19 protein-coding genes are annotated in these 13976 nt (G+C 59.7%); 9 read left to right on the top strand and 10 right to left on the bottom strand.

Annotated features, from left to right (window positions below; all coding sequences use genetic code 11):
• Nucleotides 1–1370: PAS domain S-box protein (locus V5A26_RS02090; RefSeq protein ID WP_332322192.1), on the bottom strand; the 1370-nt coding region annotated here is incomplete at its 3' end.
• Between the two features lie 281 nt (nucleotides 1371–1651).
• Here V5A26_RS02090 and V5A26_RS02085 point away from each other — a divergent pair.
• The 3 genes from V5A26_RS02085 to V5A26_RS02075 are packed head-to-tail and all read left to right on the top strand — an operon-like array spanning nucleotide 1652 to nucleotide 2499.
• The gene (locus V5A26_RS02085; protein WP_332320390.1) at nucleotides 1652–1864 is read left to right on the top strand and encodes a hypothetical protein; all 213 of its coding nucleotides are present in this window, start codon (nucleotides 1652–1654) and stop codon (nucleotides 1862–1864) included.
• Between the two features lie 7 nt (nucleotides 1865–1871).
• Complete coding sequence (locus tag V5A26_RS02080) at nucleotides 1872–2111, top strand: thioredoxin family protein (RefSeq protein ID WP_332320389.1); 240 nt, start codon at nucleotides 1872–1874, stop codon at nucleotides 2109–2111.
• Between the two features lie 40 nt (nucleotides 2112–2151).
• The gene (locus V5A26_RS02075; RefSeq protein WP_332320388.1) at nucleotides 2152–2499 is read left to right on the top strand and encodes an ArsR/SmtB family transcription factor; all 348 of its coding nucleotides are present in this window, start codon (nucleotides 2152–2154) and stop codon (nucleotides 2497–2499) included.
• Between the two features lie 30 nt (nucleotides 2500–2529).
• On the opposite strand, the gene yciH is transcribed toward V5A26_RS02075, so the two are convergent.
• The gene (gene yciH, locus V5A26_RS02070; RefSeq protein ID WP_332320387.1) at nucleotides 2530–2823 is read right to left on the bottom strand and encodes a stress response translation initiation inhibitor YciH; all 294 of its coding nucleotides are present in this window, start codon (nucleotides 2821–2823) and stop codon (nucleotides 2530–2532) included.
• Between the two features lie 168 nt (nucleotides 2824–2991).
• On the opposite strand from yciH, the gene V5A26_RS02065 reads away from it, so the two are divergent.
• Together V5A26_RS02065 and V5A26_RS02060 are read left to right on the top strand one after the other, a co-directional pair.
• A complete protein-coding gene (locus V5A26_RS02065; protein WP_332320386.1) occupies nucleotides 2992–3171 on the top strand; it encodes a hypothetical protein in 180 nt (59 codons plus the stop codon).
• Between the two features lie 200 nt (nucleotides 3172–3371).
• Nucleotides 3372–4625: an NUDIX domain-containing protein gene (locus V5A26_RS02060; RefSeq protein ID WP_332320385.1), complete on the top strand. Its 1254-nt coding sequence runs from the start codon at nucleotides 3372–3374 to the stop codon at nucleotides 4623–4625.
• Nucleotides 4626–4720: 95 nt separating this feature from the next.
• On the opposite strand, the gene engB is transcribed toward V5A26_RS02060, so the two are convergent.
• Nucleotides 4721–5341, bottom strand: coding sequence for a GTP-binding protein EngB (gene engB / locus V5A26_RS02055; protein ID WP_332320384.1), 621 nt, complete (start codon nucleotides 5339–5341; stop codon nucleotides 4721–4723).
• Between the two features lie 98 nt (nucleotides 5342–5439).
• Here engB and V5A26_RS02050 point away from each other — a divergent pair, with 98 nt between their 5' ends.
• Complete coding sequence (locus V5A26_RS02050) at nucleotides 5440–6861, top strand: TIGR00341 family protein (RefSeq protein WP_332322191.1); 1422 nt, start codon at nucleotides 5440–5442, stop codon at nucleotides 6859–6861.
• On the opposite strand, the gene V5A26_RS02045 is transcribed toward V5A26_RS02050, so the two are convergent.
• The 4 genes from V5A26_RS02045 to V5A26_RS02030 form a co-directional block, all read right to left on the bottom strand.
• The gene (locus V5A26_RS02045; RefSeq protein WP_332320382.1) at nucleotides 6744–7724 is read right to left on the bottom strand and encodes an NOG1 family protein; all 981 of its coding nucleotides are present in this window, start codon (nucleotides 7722–7724) and stop codon (nucleotides 6744–6746) included. The genes V5A26_RS02050 and V5A26_RS02045 overlap by 118 nt on opposite strands.
• A 67-nt stretch (nucleotides 7725–7791) precedes the next feature.
• Entirely contained in the window at nucleotides 7792–8085 is a 294-nt protein-coding gene (hisE, locus tag V5A26_RS02040; RefSeq protein ID WP_332320381.1) for a phosphoribosyl-ATP diphosphatase, read from the bottom strand.
• The gene (locus tag V5A26_RS02035; RefSeq protein ID WP_332320380.1) at nucleotides 8082–8531 is read right to left on the bottom strand and encodes a bifunctional nuclease family protein; all 450 of its coding nucleotides are present in this window, start codon (nucleotides 8529–8531) and stop codon (nucleotides 8082–8084) included. The genes hisE and V5A26_RS02035 overlap by 4 nt, the downstream gene beginning before the upstream one ends.
• A gap of 43 nt (nucleotides 8532–8574) precedes the next feature.
• Nucleotides 8575–8739 carry a preprotein translocase subunit Sec61beta gene (locus V5A26_RS02030; RefSeq protein WP_332320379.1) on the bottom strand — a complete coding sequence of 55 codons (165 nt, stop codon included), beginning with the start codon at nucleotides 8737–8739 and terminating at the stop codon, nucleotides 8575–8577.
• A gap of 91 nt (nucleotides 8740–8830) precedes the next feature.
• On the opposite strand from V5A26_RS02030, the gene V5A26_RS02025 reads away from it, so the two are divergent.
• Complete coding sequence (locus V5A26_RS02025) at nucleotides 8831–9103, top strand: thioredoxin family protein (protein ID WP_332320378.1); 273 nt, start codon at nucleotides 8831–8833, stop codon at nucleotides 9101–9103.
• On the opposite strand, the gene npdG is transcribed toward V5A26_RS02025, so the two are convergent.
• Genes npdG through V5A26_RS02010 form a run of 3 tightly spaced genes read right to left on the bottom strand, consistent with a single transcriptional unit; the run spans nucleotide 9100 to nucleotide 11183 of the window.
• Entirely contained in the window at nucleotides 9100–9768 is a 669-nt protein-coding gene (npdG, locus tag V5A26_RS02020) for an NADPH-dependent F420 reductase (RefSeq protein WP_332320377.1), read from the bottom strand. The genes V5A26_RS02025 and npdG overlap by 4 nt on opposite strands.
• 46 nt (nucleotides 9769–9814) lie before the next feature.
• The gene (locus V5A26_RS02015; RefSeq protein ID WP_332320376.1) at nucleotides 9815–10720 is read right to left on the bottom strand and encodes a TIGR01548 family HAD-type hydrolase; all 906 of its coding nucleotides are present in this window, start codon (nucleotides 10718–10720) and stop codon (nucleotides 9815–9817) included.
• A gap of 52 nt (nucleotides 10721–10772) precedes the next feature.
• Nucleotides 10773–11183, bottom strand: coding sequence for a UPF0146 family protein (locus tag V5A26_RS02010; protein ID WP_332320375.1), 411 nt, complete (start codon nucleotides 11181–11183; stop codon nucleotides 10773–10775).
• A 39-nt stretch (nucleotides 11184–11222) separates the two neighbouring features.
• Between V5A26_RS02010 and V5A26_RS02005 the strand changes: the two genes are divergently transcribed.
• On the top strand, nucleotides 11223–11744 hold the full coding sequence (locus tag V5A26_RS02005; RefSeq protein WP_332320374.1) for an archaemetzincin family Zn-dependent metalloprotease: 522 nt from the start codon (nucleotides 11223–11225) through the stop codon (nucleotides 11742–11744).
• Nucleotides 11745–11889: 145 nt separating this feature from the next.
• Nucleotides 11890–13887, top strand: coding sequence for an acetate--CoA ligase (acs, locus tag V5A26_RS02000; protein WP_332320373.1), 1998 nt, complete (start codon nucleotides 11890–11892; stop codon nucleotides 13885–13887).
• The last annotated feature ends 89 nt before the right edge of the window (nucleotides 13888–13976 follow it).

Below are 13976 nucleotides of genomic sequence, written 5' to 3'. Positions count from 1 at the left end.
TCGAGTGACTTCTGGACCGACTCCCAGACCGCTTGTTGGTCCGCTGGGTGAATGATGTCCTCTCCCCAAGTTATCTCCCCCTCCTCGATAGCCTCAGCGGAATAACCCGCCAGTGATTCGCATTCACCCCTGACGAACTCCATCGGCCAGTCAGGATCATTCTGGGCACGATAAACGATACCCGGGAGGTTGTTGATGAGTGTGTCAAGCCGGCGTGTGTGTTTTTTTCGCTCGGTAATATCACGGAACGTGACTAAATCAGCAGGTTTGCCGTCGAATTGGATTTTGGCCGCAGATATATTTGCATAGCGCTGCTCGCGGGCTTTTGTAAGGAACTGGAGATCGTACTGGGCAGGTGGCGATTCTGTCTCGGGATCAAGTCGGCGACGGTATCGATCCTGAATCCGATCTCGATCTTGTGGCGCAATGATATCAAGAAACGGTTTGCCGAGTAACTCGGGTTCTTCGTATTCTAAAATATTTACCGCCTGATCGTTCACGAACTTGATCTCCGCATCTTGCAGAACAAGTATCCCATCGTGACTTTGCTCGACAAGTGCCGAGTACCGCTCTTTCTCCGCCGTGAGTACACGTTCCCGCTCTTTGCGATCGGTAATATCTAACTCGGCACCGATAACGGCCGTATCACCATCATGTTCGATCCGGGAGCCATGTAATTCAATGTCGATTCGTTCGCCGTCTTTCCGGAGTCCGATCGTTTGATACCGGATTTCTTCCACCTCGCCCGTAAATCGCCGTTCGAGGTTGGCCTGGACTTTGTCACGTTCTTCGGGAGCAACGAGATCCAACGGTGACATCCCGATAACTTCCGTGGGATCATCGTAGCCATGAATCTTTGCAAGCCGCGGGTTCACATAGACGAACTCCCCATGTTGAATGATGTAGATACCAATGAAATTCTGTTCGACCAACGTGGTATATCGCCGACGAAGGTCCTCGAGTTCCTGTTCACTCCGGTACTTTTGGACCGATGAGACGATATTATTCGCCAAAATTTCATATTGCTCGGTCCCGCTCTCTTTTTGGAGGTAATCGGTAACTCCAGCACTGATCGCCTCACTAGCAACCGCTTCGGAGCCTTTCCCTGTGTAGAGAATAAAGGGAAGCCCGGGACGTTTTTCCCGGACGGTTTCGAGAAACTCGATGCCATTCTGGCCTGGCATATCATGGTCGGAAATGATACAGTCGATATCGGTGTCAGCGAAAACTTCGAGCCCGTCCGAAGCATTCGTCGCCGTCTGGACGAAAATCCGGTCGTCTTCCCGCTCCAGAAACTCGGCGGCCATGTCGGCAAAATCTGGCTCATCATCGACATGAAGAACGTGAATTCGGTCAGTCGTCCCCTTCATAAATCCAATCTCATTGGCTTTCTACCACGAGACCGAGCCTTAAGGGGTTCACGCTCCTGATATCGGGTTTGCTGAATATACGCGCCCTGGGCGTTGTGTAGCTGCTCTTGCCCACCTGTATTAGCCTTTGAGAGACTGTTCAATCCGGATCGCTCCGGGATGCAAAACCATGGCTGCAACTGAACTCCCAGCCCGGCCGAACTCCGATGTCGGTTCAAAAGAAATTTGAAACCATTAGCGTTTTATCACCTCCTGCTTGAGAGTACGTTGGAATAGCTGCCATGCTCGAACTCGCCGCGGCGGTCCGACAGACTGGATTCGACAAGACGGTCTCGGACCGAAAACTCCAGGTTCTCACCTGTCTCGTCCCGGCGTTTTTCATCGGTGGCGGCATCTCCAGGGTCGTCTCGTCTCGGATCGTGCTCAATTCCAGGCGGTCGGAGGCAAAGCGAACTCCAATCTCTGGTCTCGCCTCGATTGCAACGATGGCCTAACACACCCATGCACATCGAAATCATTGGTCCCGGGTGTCCCCGGTGCAAGAAAGTCGAAAAGAACGTGAATCGCGCGGTCGAAACACTCGATTTCACCCCCGAGGAGATCTCGAAGGTCGAAGACGATATGGAGATCATCGATCGGGGTGTCATGCACACGCCGGCAGTAGCTGTCGACGGCGATATCGTCATCGAGGGCGAGGTGCCCGACGTGGCGACACTCACGGATATCTTCGCTTCGGCGTGAGAAACACACTCTTTACACTCGAAACCGTTCGATGAGACGAATGGAACAAGACGCCGAGACGTTTCGCGTTCACGCGGACACGATGGCCGACCTGAAGACGGTAGCGAGCGAGGATATTGCGGACCAGGTCGCGGTCGTCAAAGCTGTGGCCGACGAGCGGCGGCTTCGAATCTTGGGGTTGTTAACCGTCTCGGAGCTGTGTGTCTGTGACCTCGTCGAGGTATTCGACGTGGAGTACTCCAAACTCTCCTATCATCTCAAACAGCTCCGAGAGGCCGGGCTCGTCCGCACGGACCGGGACGGGAATTACGTGACCTACGAACTCACGGCACGGGGCGAAGCCACAGCCGACAGTCTGGAGCAGTTCGAATCGACGGCGATCGACTAACGAATCCGGTCTGTCCGGAAAACGGGACGCTTAGGCGATGTTGAACCCGCGATCGAGGAGGAAATCCTCGACGCGATCGCGATGGTTACCTTGGAGTTCGATCTCCCCGTCGTCAACAGTGCCCCCGCAGGCCATCTTCGATTTGAGGTCTGATGACAGCGAGTCGAGGTCCACGTCGCTGGGATCGAATCCTTCGATGACGGTGACTTCCTTTCCGTAACGGCGCTCGTCGATGCGGATCGAGATCTCCTGGGACTCTTTCGCGACGTCCTCACAGACGCAGAGTTCCTCGGGCAATCCGCACGTCGAGCAGACTTCCGACATTACGCTCATCGATACGGAAGGGATATATTAAACACTGTCGACGGGAAAACCGGCACCCCTGGTTGTTCCTCGGTCTGGCGCGTTCAGGACTTGTTTTCGGCTCACCTCGGGCCGGTCCCGTCCGGGACTTCGGGCGAGATTTATACGGCTGCTCCCCCAACTCGACATATGGTATGGCTCCTGGCTGACCTTATCGAGGCCATCTCGACGTTCGGGAGCGTGGCCGCGACCGACCCGGTCGCAGCCGTCTTGCTCCTTGTCGCCGTCGTCGTCCTCACAATTACGTTTGGCGTGACTGGTGGGTTGGCTCTTGGCGGACTCTCGAACCTGCTCAGTGGCTGGCCGTAATTCTCTTACGCTCACGCCTGGAAATTTCTTTCTGGTACTCCCGTTCTTTGGGGCGAAAGAGTTCCTTGGTTGGCCGGGGGTTCCCCAGTCGAAATCCCGAATCACGACTGCTGGGGTGCCCGCGTCGCTTTCTGCGGAGATGGAAAATCACTCGTACCGACACGGGCAAACACAAAGAGCCCACCTCTCGAAGGACACATATGGAGGAACGGACAGTCGTCACCGTCTTTCTTACTCACCGAGGCGACATGTTGTTGCTCCGCCGAAGCGAGGAGGTGGGTTCGTATTCGGGGGCGTGGGGCGCGGTCGCCGGCCACGTGGAAGACACACCGGCAACCGCAGCCAGACAGGAAATCCGAGAGGAAACCGGCCTCGAATCCGACGCAGTCACCCAGATCAACCGGGGCGAACCGTTCGAGGTACCGGATTCGGACTTGGACATTCGCTGGACCGTCAACCCCTTCCGATTCAAAACTGAGACCCGGACGATCACGCCGAACTGGGAGACGACCGAAACGGCCTGGGTGTCCCCACCAAAGATCCGCGAGCGGGAGACCGTGCCCGAGTTGTGGACCTCTTGGGAGCGGGTGCGCCCCACGCTCGAATCGGTTGGGGCTGATACGAAGGGTGGCTCCGCAACCATCTCTCGGCGGGCCCTCGAAGTACTCCGAGACGAAGCCACACTCGTCGCCGCCGAAAATGGCGGGTGGGAGAAGCTCGCTGACCTCGCGGCAGACTTGCGGGCAGCCCGGGAGGCGATGGCTGTTGTCCGAGTTCGGATCGATCGGGCGATGGCGGCGGTCAGCGAGCGGAAACGGCCGGAGGCTCTTCGAGAGGTCGCTCATGACGGACTGAAACGAGCGTTCCATGCGGATCGGGATACCGCTGAACGGGCCGCCGAGGCGATCGAGGGCCGAACCGTCTTCACGCTGTCCAGATCGGGTACTGTCGAGCGAGCGCTGGAGCTGGGATTACCTGAGTCCGTCAATGTGGCTCTCTCGCGCCCGGGTGGTGAAGGGAAGACCTTGGCCAAGACTCTCGCAGAACGGGGCCAGGACGTGACTCTTTATGAAGACACGAGTATCCCACGAGCGGTCGAGACTGCAGATATCGTGTTGGTTGGCGCGGATACGATTGGTGCCACCGGCGCGGTTGTCAACAAAGTCGGGACCAGAGCAGCGGCCCTAGCTGCCGAGCGGTTCACCGTCCCGATGACCGTTGCTGCCGCGACCGCAAAAATCAGTTCCGGACCCGTGGAGACCCGTATCGATCCGGACTCGGAGGTGGCGGATGCAACTGCATCGCCGCTCCGAACAGTCCACCCTCATTTCGAGCGAATCGAGAGCGAACTGATTGATAGGGTCCTCACTGAGAAGGGGGCACTCGATGGCACTGAGATCGGGGCGGTGGCCGATCGCCATGCCGACCTCGGTACCTGGATGGCAAATCGTTAACCGGTCGGAGCGAATAGTTTGCCCTGGGCGACAGTGACGAGGAGTTACCCCCTCCGAGCCCCTTGTGACGAGGTTTTCTCCCGAGTCGCCCGCTCTTAGGTGAAAAACTGCTTGAGTTCTTCGACCCGTTCGGCTTCGAGATGCGTACAGACAGCCTCCTCCAGGGCCTTGATCCGTCCCTGTTTGGCCGAGATCGGGGCGATGACATCCTGCCACTGGGTCCACGGTGGCATCATCCCCAGTCGCTCAGCGATTTCGTCCAGTCGTTTGTCAGTAGTATCGACCTTGTCGATCTTGTTCACGGCCACGACGGGCTGAATCCCGAACTCCTCCAGGAGCGAGAAGAACTCCACGACGTGGGGGAGGTTTCCAGCCTCCGTGTGGCGGTCAATGATGTCGACTGCAGCTTTGCCATCCAGGACTAAAACCCCGACAAGGATCTGGTCGGCGTAGGCCTCCAGATACTGGACGACGTCGGTTTTGATCTGCTCGCGGGTCTCTTCGGCCACCCCGGACATGAATCCGAAACCCGGCAGATCGCTGATCATGAAGTCCTCGCTGGCCCAGTCGTAGTGGTTGGGCGAGCGGGTGACACCCGGGCTCCGGCCGGTATTGAAGGAGTGTCCGGTGAGCTCCCGCATGAGCGTGGACTTCCCGACGTTGGACCGGCCCACGAGAACCACTTCCCTGGAACGGTCCGGACGCGTGTCGAACATGCCCTCACTTGTCGGTCCGTCGATATACGGGTTGTGACCCTGCGGACAGTCCAGAGGCTGCGCCAATGCTTATGTCCCTGACCGTCGAAATCCGGTGCATGCGGCTGGTTCAAGTCACAGTACCGACTGGCAAACAGCAGGCGGTCCTCGAGACTCTCGACTCCTTTGACGTGGACTACGTGGTTTCAGAGGAAACCAGCAACCGTGCAGTCGCAGCGGTGGTTTCGTTTCCGCTCCCGACCGAGGCCGTCGAAGACGTTCTTTCCGCGCTGCGTGAGGCCGGGGTTGACGAACAATCCACCACTGTCGTTCTCGACGCCCAAACCATCGTCTCCCGAAAATTCGACGCCCTCCAGGAGCAGTACGCAGAAGAGACGAATGAGGACCCGGCGAAAATCGCCCGGGAGGAACTCGTGACGACTGTCGAGGACCTCGCTCCCAACCTCGAGAATTACGTGGTGCTGTCGGTCATCAGCGCCGTGGTCGCCACGGCGGGGATCCTGCTTGACTCGCCGGCTATCGTGGTCGGGTCGATGGTTATTGCACCGCTCATTGGTCCCGCGATGGCAACGAGTGTCGGGTCAGTTGTCGCCGATCAGGACCTGTTCGTCGAAGGGGTGACTCGGCAGGCGATCGGATTCGCCGTGGCAATCGCTGCGGCAGCGATCTTTGCGATGTTCGCCAGAGCCGTGAACCTCGTCCCACCGGGGATCGATCTGCTGGCGATCGAACAGGTGAGCGGTCGCCTCTCCCCCGATTTCCTCGCGTTGGCGGTCGCGCTCGGCGCGGGCGTCGCAGGGGCTTTGAGCCTTTCCACGGGGGTTTCGACCGCCCTCGTGGGCGTCATGATCGCAGCGGCGTTGGTCCCGCCGACGGCCGTCATCGGCATCGGGATCGCGTGGGCAATGCCACAGGCGGTGGTCGGTGCGTCAGTGCTCGTGCTGGTGAACGTCCTCTCGATCAACCTCGCCGCGCTCCTCGTCCTGTGGTACGAAGGCTACCAACCCGAGGAGTGGTTTCAACTCTCGGAGGCCCGCAGTGCGACGCTCAAACGGGTCGCAGTTCTGGCCGTCGCGATCGCTGCCCTCTCAGTGTTTCTCGGGGCGACGACCTATGCGGCGTATCAGACATCGACCTTCGAAGAACAGGCCCAAATGACGGTTGAGGGGACCCTTGCGGAGTACGGGGAGGCCGAACTCCTCGAGGTCGACTTTCAGTACCAACAGACGATGCTCTACCGGGACGTCGACCGCGTCGTCGTGACTGTTGGGGTTGCGAAGGGCGTCACGAAACCATCGGACCTTGCTGCCGTGCTCGAATCCCAGATAGCCGAGGCTGCAGCGGGTTCGGCCGACGTCGAAGTTCGGTATCTGACTGTCGACGTGAGCGAGGCCGACCGGAGTTACTCCTCAAAGGGGAGTTCGATCTCTACGTCGAGGGTCTCGATCGCTGCTTCGATGACGACGTCCGGCGTGTCGCCGACGACCTCCGTTTCGGTTTCTGACGGAATCGTCATGTAAAAGTCCGCCTCGATCTCCTGTGACACGTCGGCTTTACTACAGACGATCAGCATCGGGGCGTCGAGGGTCGCTTCGATATCCGCCCGCAAGGACTCCTGTGCCGTGAGTTGGTAGCCACAGGTTTCGCTCGGGTCGAAGAAATACAATACAAGATCGGCGACGTGTGAGAGTGCACTGGTCGCCTGGGACTCGATCTCGTTTCGCTCTTCTGTGGGTCTGTCGAGGAGCCCCGGCGTATCCACGACCTGGTACGTGATGTGGTCGCGTTCGAGATGGCCCACATTGATTCCGGTCGTCGTGAACGGATAGGCGGCTGTTTCGTTGTGGGCTCGAGTGACCGCATTGACGAAGGCTGTTTTCCCGACGTTGGGGTAGCCAGCTACGACGATGGTGGGTGCGTCCGGGTCGATGTCGGGGAGGGTTTTGAGTGTGTCACGGGCCTCGCTGATGGCCTCGAGATCCTCGGCCACCTCGTTCAAGACTGATCCCATGCGGGCAAAGCCCTGTTTGCGGATCTTCCGGGCCGCGTCGGCGTCCCCTTTGGGGAGCCGTCCGATATATTCCCGGCCCAGTTCGTGGGTCTTGTGGCCCGCCCAGGAGACTTCGGAGAGGTGCTGGCGGAGGTCATCGACACCGACGAGCGCATCTGCGAGTTCGTAATAGAAGGGATCGACCGTCTCGAAGTCCGGCCAGTCCCGAACGACGTACTCGAGGTTGTCGCTGAGGACGTTCGAGGCCGTTTGAAGCATCGACTGTTGTGCCTCGACGCCGTGTTTGGACCGGCCGGCTCTGGCCGCTCGCGAGAACGCGGTGTCGAGGAGCTCCGGGGCGGTGGGCGTGGTCTGGAGATCCTCAAAAATCATATCCTTCGGTAGTTTGTGGGCACGTAAAAGGCCGTTTATCGGCGTCGGGCGCGGCCTCGACTCCTTCTCACTCGCCGTGTCGGGCTTCGAGTTCCGCCAGCAGGTCATCGACCTCCATGTCCTGCATGGCAAGGAGAACGAGGAGATGATAGACTAGATCCGCCGCTTCGTGGGCTACCTCTTCCCCTTGGTCGTCTTTTGCGGCCAGAACGAGTTCGGTCGTTTCCTCACCGAGTTTCTCCAAGACCGCGTTTTCCCCCTTCTCGTGGGTCAAAAGATCTGCCGTGTAGGAGTCCTCGGGGAGCGTTTCCTTGCGGGATTCGATCGTCTCGAATAGGTCAACCAGGATATCCTCACTCATAGCTCCGTGACCTCCCTGATGTCCTCGAGGTCCTCGAATTCCTCGCCTGGCCGACCGCCTTCTTCAAACACGTCCTCGACGACGGCGATGGAGGCATTGGTTCGGGACGCGAGGGCCAGCGAGTCGCTCGGGCGGGCATCGATGACGGCCCCGGAGCGTGGGGTATCGAGGTGGAGGTCGGCCACGAAGGTCCCCTCCTCGAGGCCGCTCACGACGACCTGATCGATCCGGCCACCAAGTTCCTCGATGATGTCCAGCATGAGGTCGTGTGTCAGCGGCCGACCGATGTCCCTGGCGTCCAAGCCACGGGCGATGCTCACCGCTTCGTCGAAGCCAATGAAAATTGGGAGGAGGCGCGAATCCTTATCGTTGACCCCGATGAGGACCACGGGTACGGGGCCGTCGGTGGTGCCGGCCACCCGGACTCCGTCGATATATGCGTCCATACTACCGCTGGGAGTTGCAGGTAGAAAGGATGCCCGCTCCTGGTTAGAAGGAGACGATGGTCAGGATACGCACGAGGATGCCAAAGAGCCCACCGAACGCGATCACCGTCTTCGGATCCATAGTGAGTGCGTTCGTGCTCTCCGAGTCGAAGTACCGGACAAGGCCGGCACTGGACATCAGCCCGCCCGAGTTCTTGCCGCTGCTCATGTTCGACCGAAGGATGGAGACGCGCCTAAACCTTTCGGGCGAGCCCCGAGAGCAACCCTTATGCGAGACGCGGGGGTAACCTGCGTACGCGATGACTGACGTCACTCTCATCGACTTTCACGCGGACTGGTGTGGGCCCTGCAAGACACAGGACCCGATAATCGAGGAAATCGAGGACGATTACGAGGAGGAGGTCACCTTCGAGTTCATCGATGTGGACACGAACCCCGACATGGCAAACGAGTATTCGGTTCGTTCGATTCCGACCGTCATCGTCACGGCCGGCGACGAGGTCGTCGAACGGTTTGTCGGCGTGACCCAGCGCGAACCTATCGAAGCGGCCCTGGAAACGGCCGGCGCCTAATCTGTTAGTTTGAGCCCGAGTCCCGTGGTGTTGTTTTGTTGCCCGAGTGTCAGCAAAAGCGGCGTGATTGACTCCACCGCCGGGGCGTTTTCGAGCGGGCCAGCCAGGAGTGTTTCGAGCCCCGTGATTTCCCCAGCAAGCGATCGGACCCGTTCTATCGCCGCTTCGTCGTCGCCGAAAACGAGTGTGTGCATGTCGAGTGACTCTTCGAGGGACTGCAGACGATCGGCCGGAAGGGTGTGAAATGCCCCGACGACTGGATTCCTCGCGGGTGTTTCCTCCCGGACGAGGGCCGCGACGCTCCCCTGTGGTGGTGGCTCGTAGGTCATTCCGTTCTCTCCGTCCCCAATACTGACAGCCGGCGTCACGACGATGGCATCGCTGGGAAGTCGCGGCCCGATGTCCCCAAACACGTCCGAGAGGTGACACGGAGCGACGGCAAGCACGACGACGTCGCCGCGCTCTGCTGCCATGCCATTCTCGAACCCGGTGATTGACCGTTCGACCCCGTGAGCATCGAGGATTGCTTCATACGTCCCAGCCGCTTTGCGGGCTCGCTTGGGATCCCGTGAGCCGATGACCAGGTCGTGCTGAGAGTCACGCCCCCATCGGAGGGCAAGCCCGCCACCAAGGGCACCGGTGCCACCGAGAAGTGCAATTCGCATGGCCACTGAGAGGGTCCGGCGGGCGTTAAGGATTGTGCGGGGAGCCTCAGAGCGGGTGCAATCGGTCCGGGAGTTCGGTGACCGACTCGAGGACTAGTTCCGCTCCGACAGCCTCGAAGGCCGTCCTCCCCTCCTCATCTGAGAGCCCGCCCGTGAGAACACCGATCCCCTCGTACCGTCGCTCCGAATCGTTCGAGTCGGCGTTTGTGGCAGTCCGAATGTCATCTTGGGTGTCTCCAGCGAAGGCGACCGCTGTGCCACCTGCCCGCTCTGTAACAGTGATTAGCCCGGCTGGATCCGGCTTTCCGGGCCAGTCCCCCATCGCGAAGAGCCGCTCGGGCGGGACCGGGAGGCCTACTCGGTCAATGGCGAGTTTTGCTTCGGCCCGTGGACGTCCGGTGACGACTCCGAGTTCGAAGTTCTCATCCAGCGCCTCGATCGTGTCGTGATCGATGAGCACTGGTTCGTTTGCCATGTACCCGTCGGGTGGCAACTCGATACTGGTGTCCCTCCCCGATTCGTCATACAAGTCCGGCTCTCCGCCTTCCAGGTCACGGTAGGCCTTTGGCCCGAGATAGAGTTGCTGAAAGACCGTTCGCAGCCGGTCGGGCTCCCACCTATCGAGTACAGTCGCTGCCGTTTCGGCATCGAGTCGCTCCCGGACCACCGATTTGGCCCCCTCGAGTCCGCCTCCGGCGTGTTCGATTGCCGCGGTGAACGCCTCAAGTTTCGAATCAAGACTGGCGGACCGTGCCAGAACGAACAGCGCTACCGCGTCCGTCACGAGCCAGTCGTTGTTAAATCCGCCTGCATCTTTGAACAACTGGACCCGGGCCTTTGGGATCGTCTTACCGTAGACCACCTGAACGCTATCGACGATTGCGCGTCGATAGGAGTTCGAGACGTCCACGAGCACCCCGTCGATGTCGAGAACCACAGTGTCGACCTCCATAGTTGCCTAGCCCGGCCCCGCCCCAATGAAACGTGTGTTGTTCTGGCCAGGGTCACTGATCGGGGCCCGAACCACCGCGGTCGCTGAGAACATAAAGTGCCCCCTCCTGAATCGTCCGAATCTCGGTCGGGACGACCGACGGATCGGCGCCGAGCGTCGTGAAATACAGCGGGACCGAGAGTGTCTTTGCCAAGTCGGCAACCGGCACCTGGAGATCCGGCGGCAGTCGTAGCGCGTAAATCGCATCGACGTCATCGTAGCGCTCTGGATCTGGATCGGTCACGTCCTCGATCAGAAATCTGACCGCAGCGGGGACATCTCGCTCGGTGACGTCGAGTGCGGTTACATCGGCGTCAGCCGCTGCCAGAGTCGCTGCGACGTTAGTTCGGTGCCCGATCCCCACCTCGAGGAGCTGCTCGTAGGGTGCAAGCACCTCGAGAAGGCTGGGTGGCGAGCGGTTCACGGCGAGATGTTTATGCCCGATGGGACGAAAAGGTGTCTCATGCGCGTCGACCTGGTTCCGATCGGGGACATCCCTCCACCGGTCAAACGCGAAGCCTCTGCCGTGCTTCGTTCCGTCTATGATGCCGAGGTGTCTGTCGCCCACGATCAGGACCTCCCACAAGATGCCTATGACTCCGGTCGCGGCCAATATCATGCGGAGTCATTTATCGAACTCGCTGCCGATATCACCCGCGGCGCGAAATCGATCGGTTTGACCACTGCGGACCTGTATTACCGCCGCCGGAACTACGTCTTCGGACTCGCGTATCTCGACGGGCGGAGTTGTGTCGTATCCACGAATCGTCTCAGCACCTCTTCTGATGGTGGGTTCTCGCGTCTTTCGGCCGAAGAGGTGTTCACGGACCGCCTGCGGAAAGAGGTCATCCACGAAGCGGGACACATGCTCGGGCTGGATCACTGTGAGAACAATCGATGTGCGATGAGTTTCTCCCCGACGGTCCAAGAAGTCGACCGAAAGGAAGAGACCCTGTGTGGCTCCTGTCAGCGCGAACTGTTCTGACCTGACCCAAACTGTTGGTTAGCCCGACCTCCGAACTGTTGGTTAGCGGGTTTTCCGAACTGTTGGTGCCCTACTTTTTCCGGTGGCGAGTCTTGGCTCGGGCAACAAGACCTAAATGATCGCCTCGAATCAATGAGAGAGAAGCATGTCTGAGGAAGCGGATACGGGCGACATCGAAGCCCGACTGGACGAACAGGAGTACTTCCGACCGCCACCCCAGTTTGTCGGGCAGGCCAACGAGACCAACCCCGACGTCTACGACCGATTCGAGGACCAGTATCCCGAGGCCTACGAGGAGTGGGCCGAGCTGCTGGACTGGGACTCTCGATGGGACACCGTTCTCGACGATTCGGACCCCCCCTTCTACAAGTGGTTCACGGGCGGGACGCTCAACGCCTCGGCCAACGCCGTCGACCGCCATCTCCCCGAGCGCAAGGACCAGACGGCCCTGCTATGGGAAGGCGAACCCGGTGATACCGAGCGAATCGCCTATCAAGACCTCTACCGCCGCATCAACGAGATGGCGGCGGTGTATCGTGAGGTCGGGGTCCGAGAAGACGACATCGTCTCCCTGCACCTCCCAATGGTTCCGGCGCTGCCGGTATCGATGTTGGGGGCGGCCAGGATCGGTGCCCCACATTCCGCCGTCTTCGGAGGCTTTTCGGCCCAGGCGCTCGCGGATCGGATCGACGACGCCGACTCCAAGGTTGTCGTCACGATAGATGGCTACTACCGCCGGGGCGAGTTTCTCGATCACAAAGCCAAAGCTGACGAGGCGCTGGAACTCGCCGAGACCGACGTCGAGACAGTTTTGCTGTTCAAACGGAACGACGAACTTCATCCGGATGTGGAGATCACGAGTGAGGATCCCTACGTCCTCGTCGACGAGGTCAAAGAGCAGAAGAAGGGCGCGGAGGTGGACCCGGTCGAACGGTCCGCCGAAGACCCGCTCTTTTTGATGTATACGTCAGGAACCACCGGCCAGCCGAAGGGGACCCAGCACCGCACGGGCGGGTACCTGGCCCACGCAGCGGCTACCTCGAAATACGTTCTCGACATCGAACCCGAGGACACCTACTGGTGTTCGGCGGATATCGGGTGGATAACGGGCCACTCCTACATCGTCTATGGCCCGCTGGCTCTCGGGACGACCAGTGTCATGTTCGAAGGGGCTCCCGACGCCCCGCACAAGGGTCGAATCTGGGAGATCGCGGAGAAATACGATGTGGATATCTTCCACACGTCACCAACCGCCGTGCGCATGTTCATGAAGTGGGGCGAAGACATTCCCGCGCAGTACGATTTTGACTTCCGGCACATGACGACGGTCGGCGAACCGATCCAACCCGAGGCCTGGCTCTGGTACTACGAACATATCGGTGGGGGTGACGCGGTAATCGTCGACACGTGGTGGCAGACCGAAACCGGCGGGCATCTCATCACTAACTTGCCGGCGCTGGAAGAGATGAAACCGGGTTCGGCTGGCCGACCGGTACCGGGTGTCAAACCTGCCATCTATGATGACCAGGGACACACAATCGAGGCAGGCACGGCCAGGGCCGGCAATCTTGTAATCGAGCGCCCGTGGCCTGGGATGCTCCAGACTGTCCACGGGGACGATGATCGGTTCATTGAGGAGTATTGGCGGGAGTTCTCAGATATCGACAGTGATGACCCCGAGGATTGGGTCTATAAGGCGGGCGATGGGGCCGTGGAAGCTGATGACGGCTATTTCCGGATTCTCGGACGGCTCGACGACGTCATGAACGTCGCGGGTCATCGGCTCGGGACGATGGAACTGGAAAGTGCTGTCGCTGAGGTCGAGTCCGTTGCCAAAACCGCGGTCGCGGGCCGCGAAGACCCACAAAAGGGGACCGTTCCGGACGTGTATGTCACGTTGCGTGACGGCTATGAGCAAAGCGAGGAGCTTGAGGACGCGGTCGTCACGGCCATCGAGGAGCAGATCGGGAAATTCGCTCGCCCGGCAAACGTCTGGTTCGTCGACGAACTACCCCAGACCAGGTCGGGCAAGATCATGCGGCGGCTCCTTGAGGACATATCGAATGACGAGGAACTGGGTAACACCACCACGCTTCGAGATCCGAGTGTTCCCGAGCGGATTCGGGAACACATCGATCACTGAGCCTGGCAAAACACCCAAAAACGACCGTATTCTCCGTTTTATCAGCGGCCAAGGCGAATACCCCGGGGTCGTACGGCAATCAAAGATTT

It is taken from the genome of Halodesulfurarchaeum sp., assembly GCF_036626455.1.
In the GTDB taxonomy this organism is placed as follows: domain Archaea; phylum Halobacteriota; class Halobacteria; order Halobacteriales; family Halobacteriaceae; genus Halodesulfurarchaeum.
Note: the sequence above shows the minus strand (reverse complement) of the source record. Positions and strands in the feature narration are given on the sequence as shown.

Coding starts and splice junctions, on each gene's coding strand:
- V5A26_RS02085 (WP_332320390.1), top strand. CDS start 1,652: ATGCTCGAACTCGCCGCGGCGGTCCGACAGACTGGATTCGACAAGACG.
- V5A26_RS02080 (WP_332320389.1), top strand. CDS start 1,872: ATGCACATCGAAATCATTGGTCCCGGGTGTCCCCGGTGCAAGAAAGTC.
- V5A26_RS02075 (WP_332320388.1), top strand. CDS start 2,152: ATGGAACAAGACGCCGAGACGTTTCGCGTTCACGCGGACACGATGGCC.
- yciH (WP_332320387.1), bottom strand. CDS start 2,823: ATGTCGGAAGTCTGCTCGACGTGCGGATTGCCCGAGGAACTCTGCGTC.
- V5A26_RS02065 (WP_332320386.1), top strand. CDS start 2,992: ATGGTATGGCTCCTGGCTGACCTTATCGAGGCCATCTCGACGTTCGGG.
- V5A26_RS02060 (WP_332320385.1), top strand. CDS start 3,372: ATGGAGGAACGGACAGTCGTCACCGTCTTTCTTACTCACCGAGGCGAC.
- engB (WP_332320384.1), bottom strand. CDS start 5,341: ATGTTCGACACGCGTCCGGACCGTTCCAGGGAAGTGGTTCTCGTGGGC.
- V5A26_RS02050 (WP_332322191.1), top strand. CDS start 5,440: ATGCGGCTGGTTCAAGTCACAGTACCGACTGGCAAACAGCAGGCGGTC.
- V5A26_RS02045 (WP_332320382.1), bottom strand. CDS start 7,724: ATGATTTTTGAGGATCTCCAGACCACGCCCACCGCCCCGGAGCTCCTC.
- hisE (WP_332320381.1), bottom strand. CDS start 8,085: ATGAGTGAGGATATCCTGGTTGACCTATTCGAGACGATCGAATCCCGC.
- V5A26_RS02035 (WP_332320380.1), bottom strand. CDS start 8,531: ATGGACGCATATATCGACGGAGTCCGGGTGGCCGGCACCACCGACGGC.
- V5A26_RS02030 (WP_332320379.1), bottom strand. CDS start 8,739: ATGAGCAGCGGCAAGAACTCGGGCGGGCTGATGTCCAGTGCCGGCCTT.
- V5A26_RS02025 (WP_332320378.1), top strand. CDS start 8,831: ATGACTGACGTCACTCTCATCGACTTTCACGCGGACTGGTGTGGGCCC.
- npdG (WP_332320377.1), bottom strand. CDS start 9,768: ATGCGAATTGCACTTCTCGGTGGCACCGGTGCCCTTGGTGGCGGGCTT.
- V5A26_RS02015 (WP_332320376.1), bottom strand. CDS start 10,720: ATGGAGGTCGACACTGTGGTTCTCGACATCGACGGGGTGCTCGTGGAC.
- V5A26_RS02005 (WP_332320374.1), top strand. CDS start 11,223: ATGCGCGTCGACCTGGTTCCGATCGGGGACATCCCTCCACCGGTCAAA.
- acs (WP_332320373.1), top strand. CDS start 11,890: ATGTCTGAGGAAGCGGATACGGGCGACATCGAAGCCCGACTGGACGAA.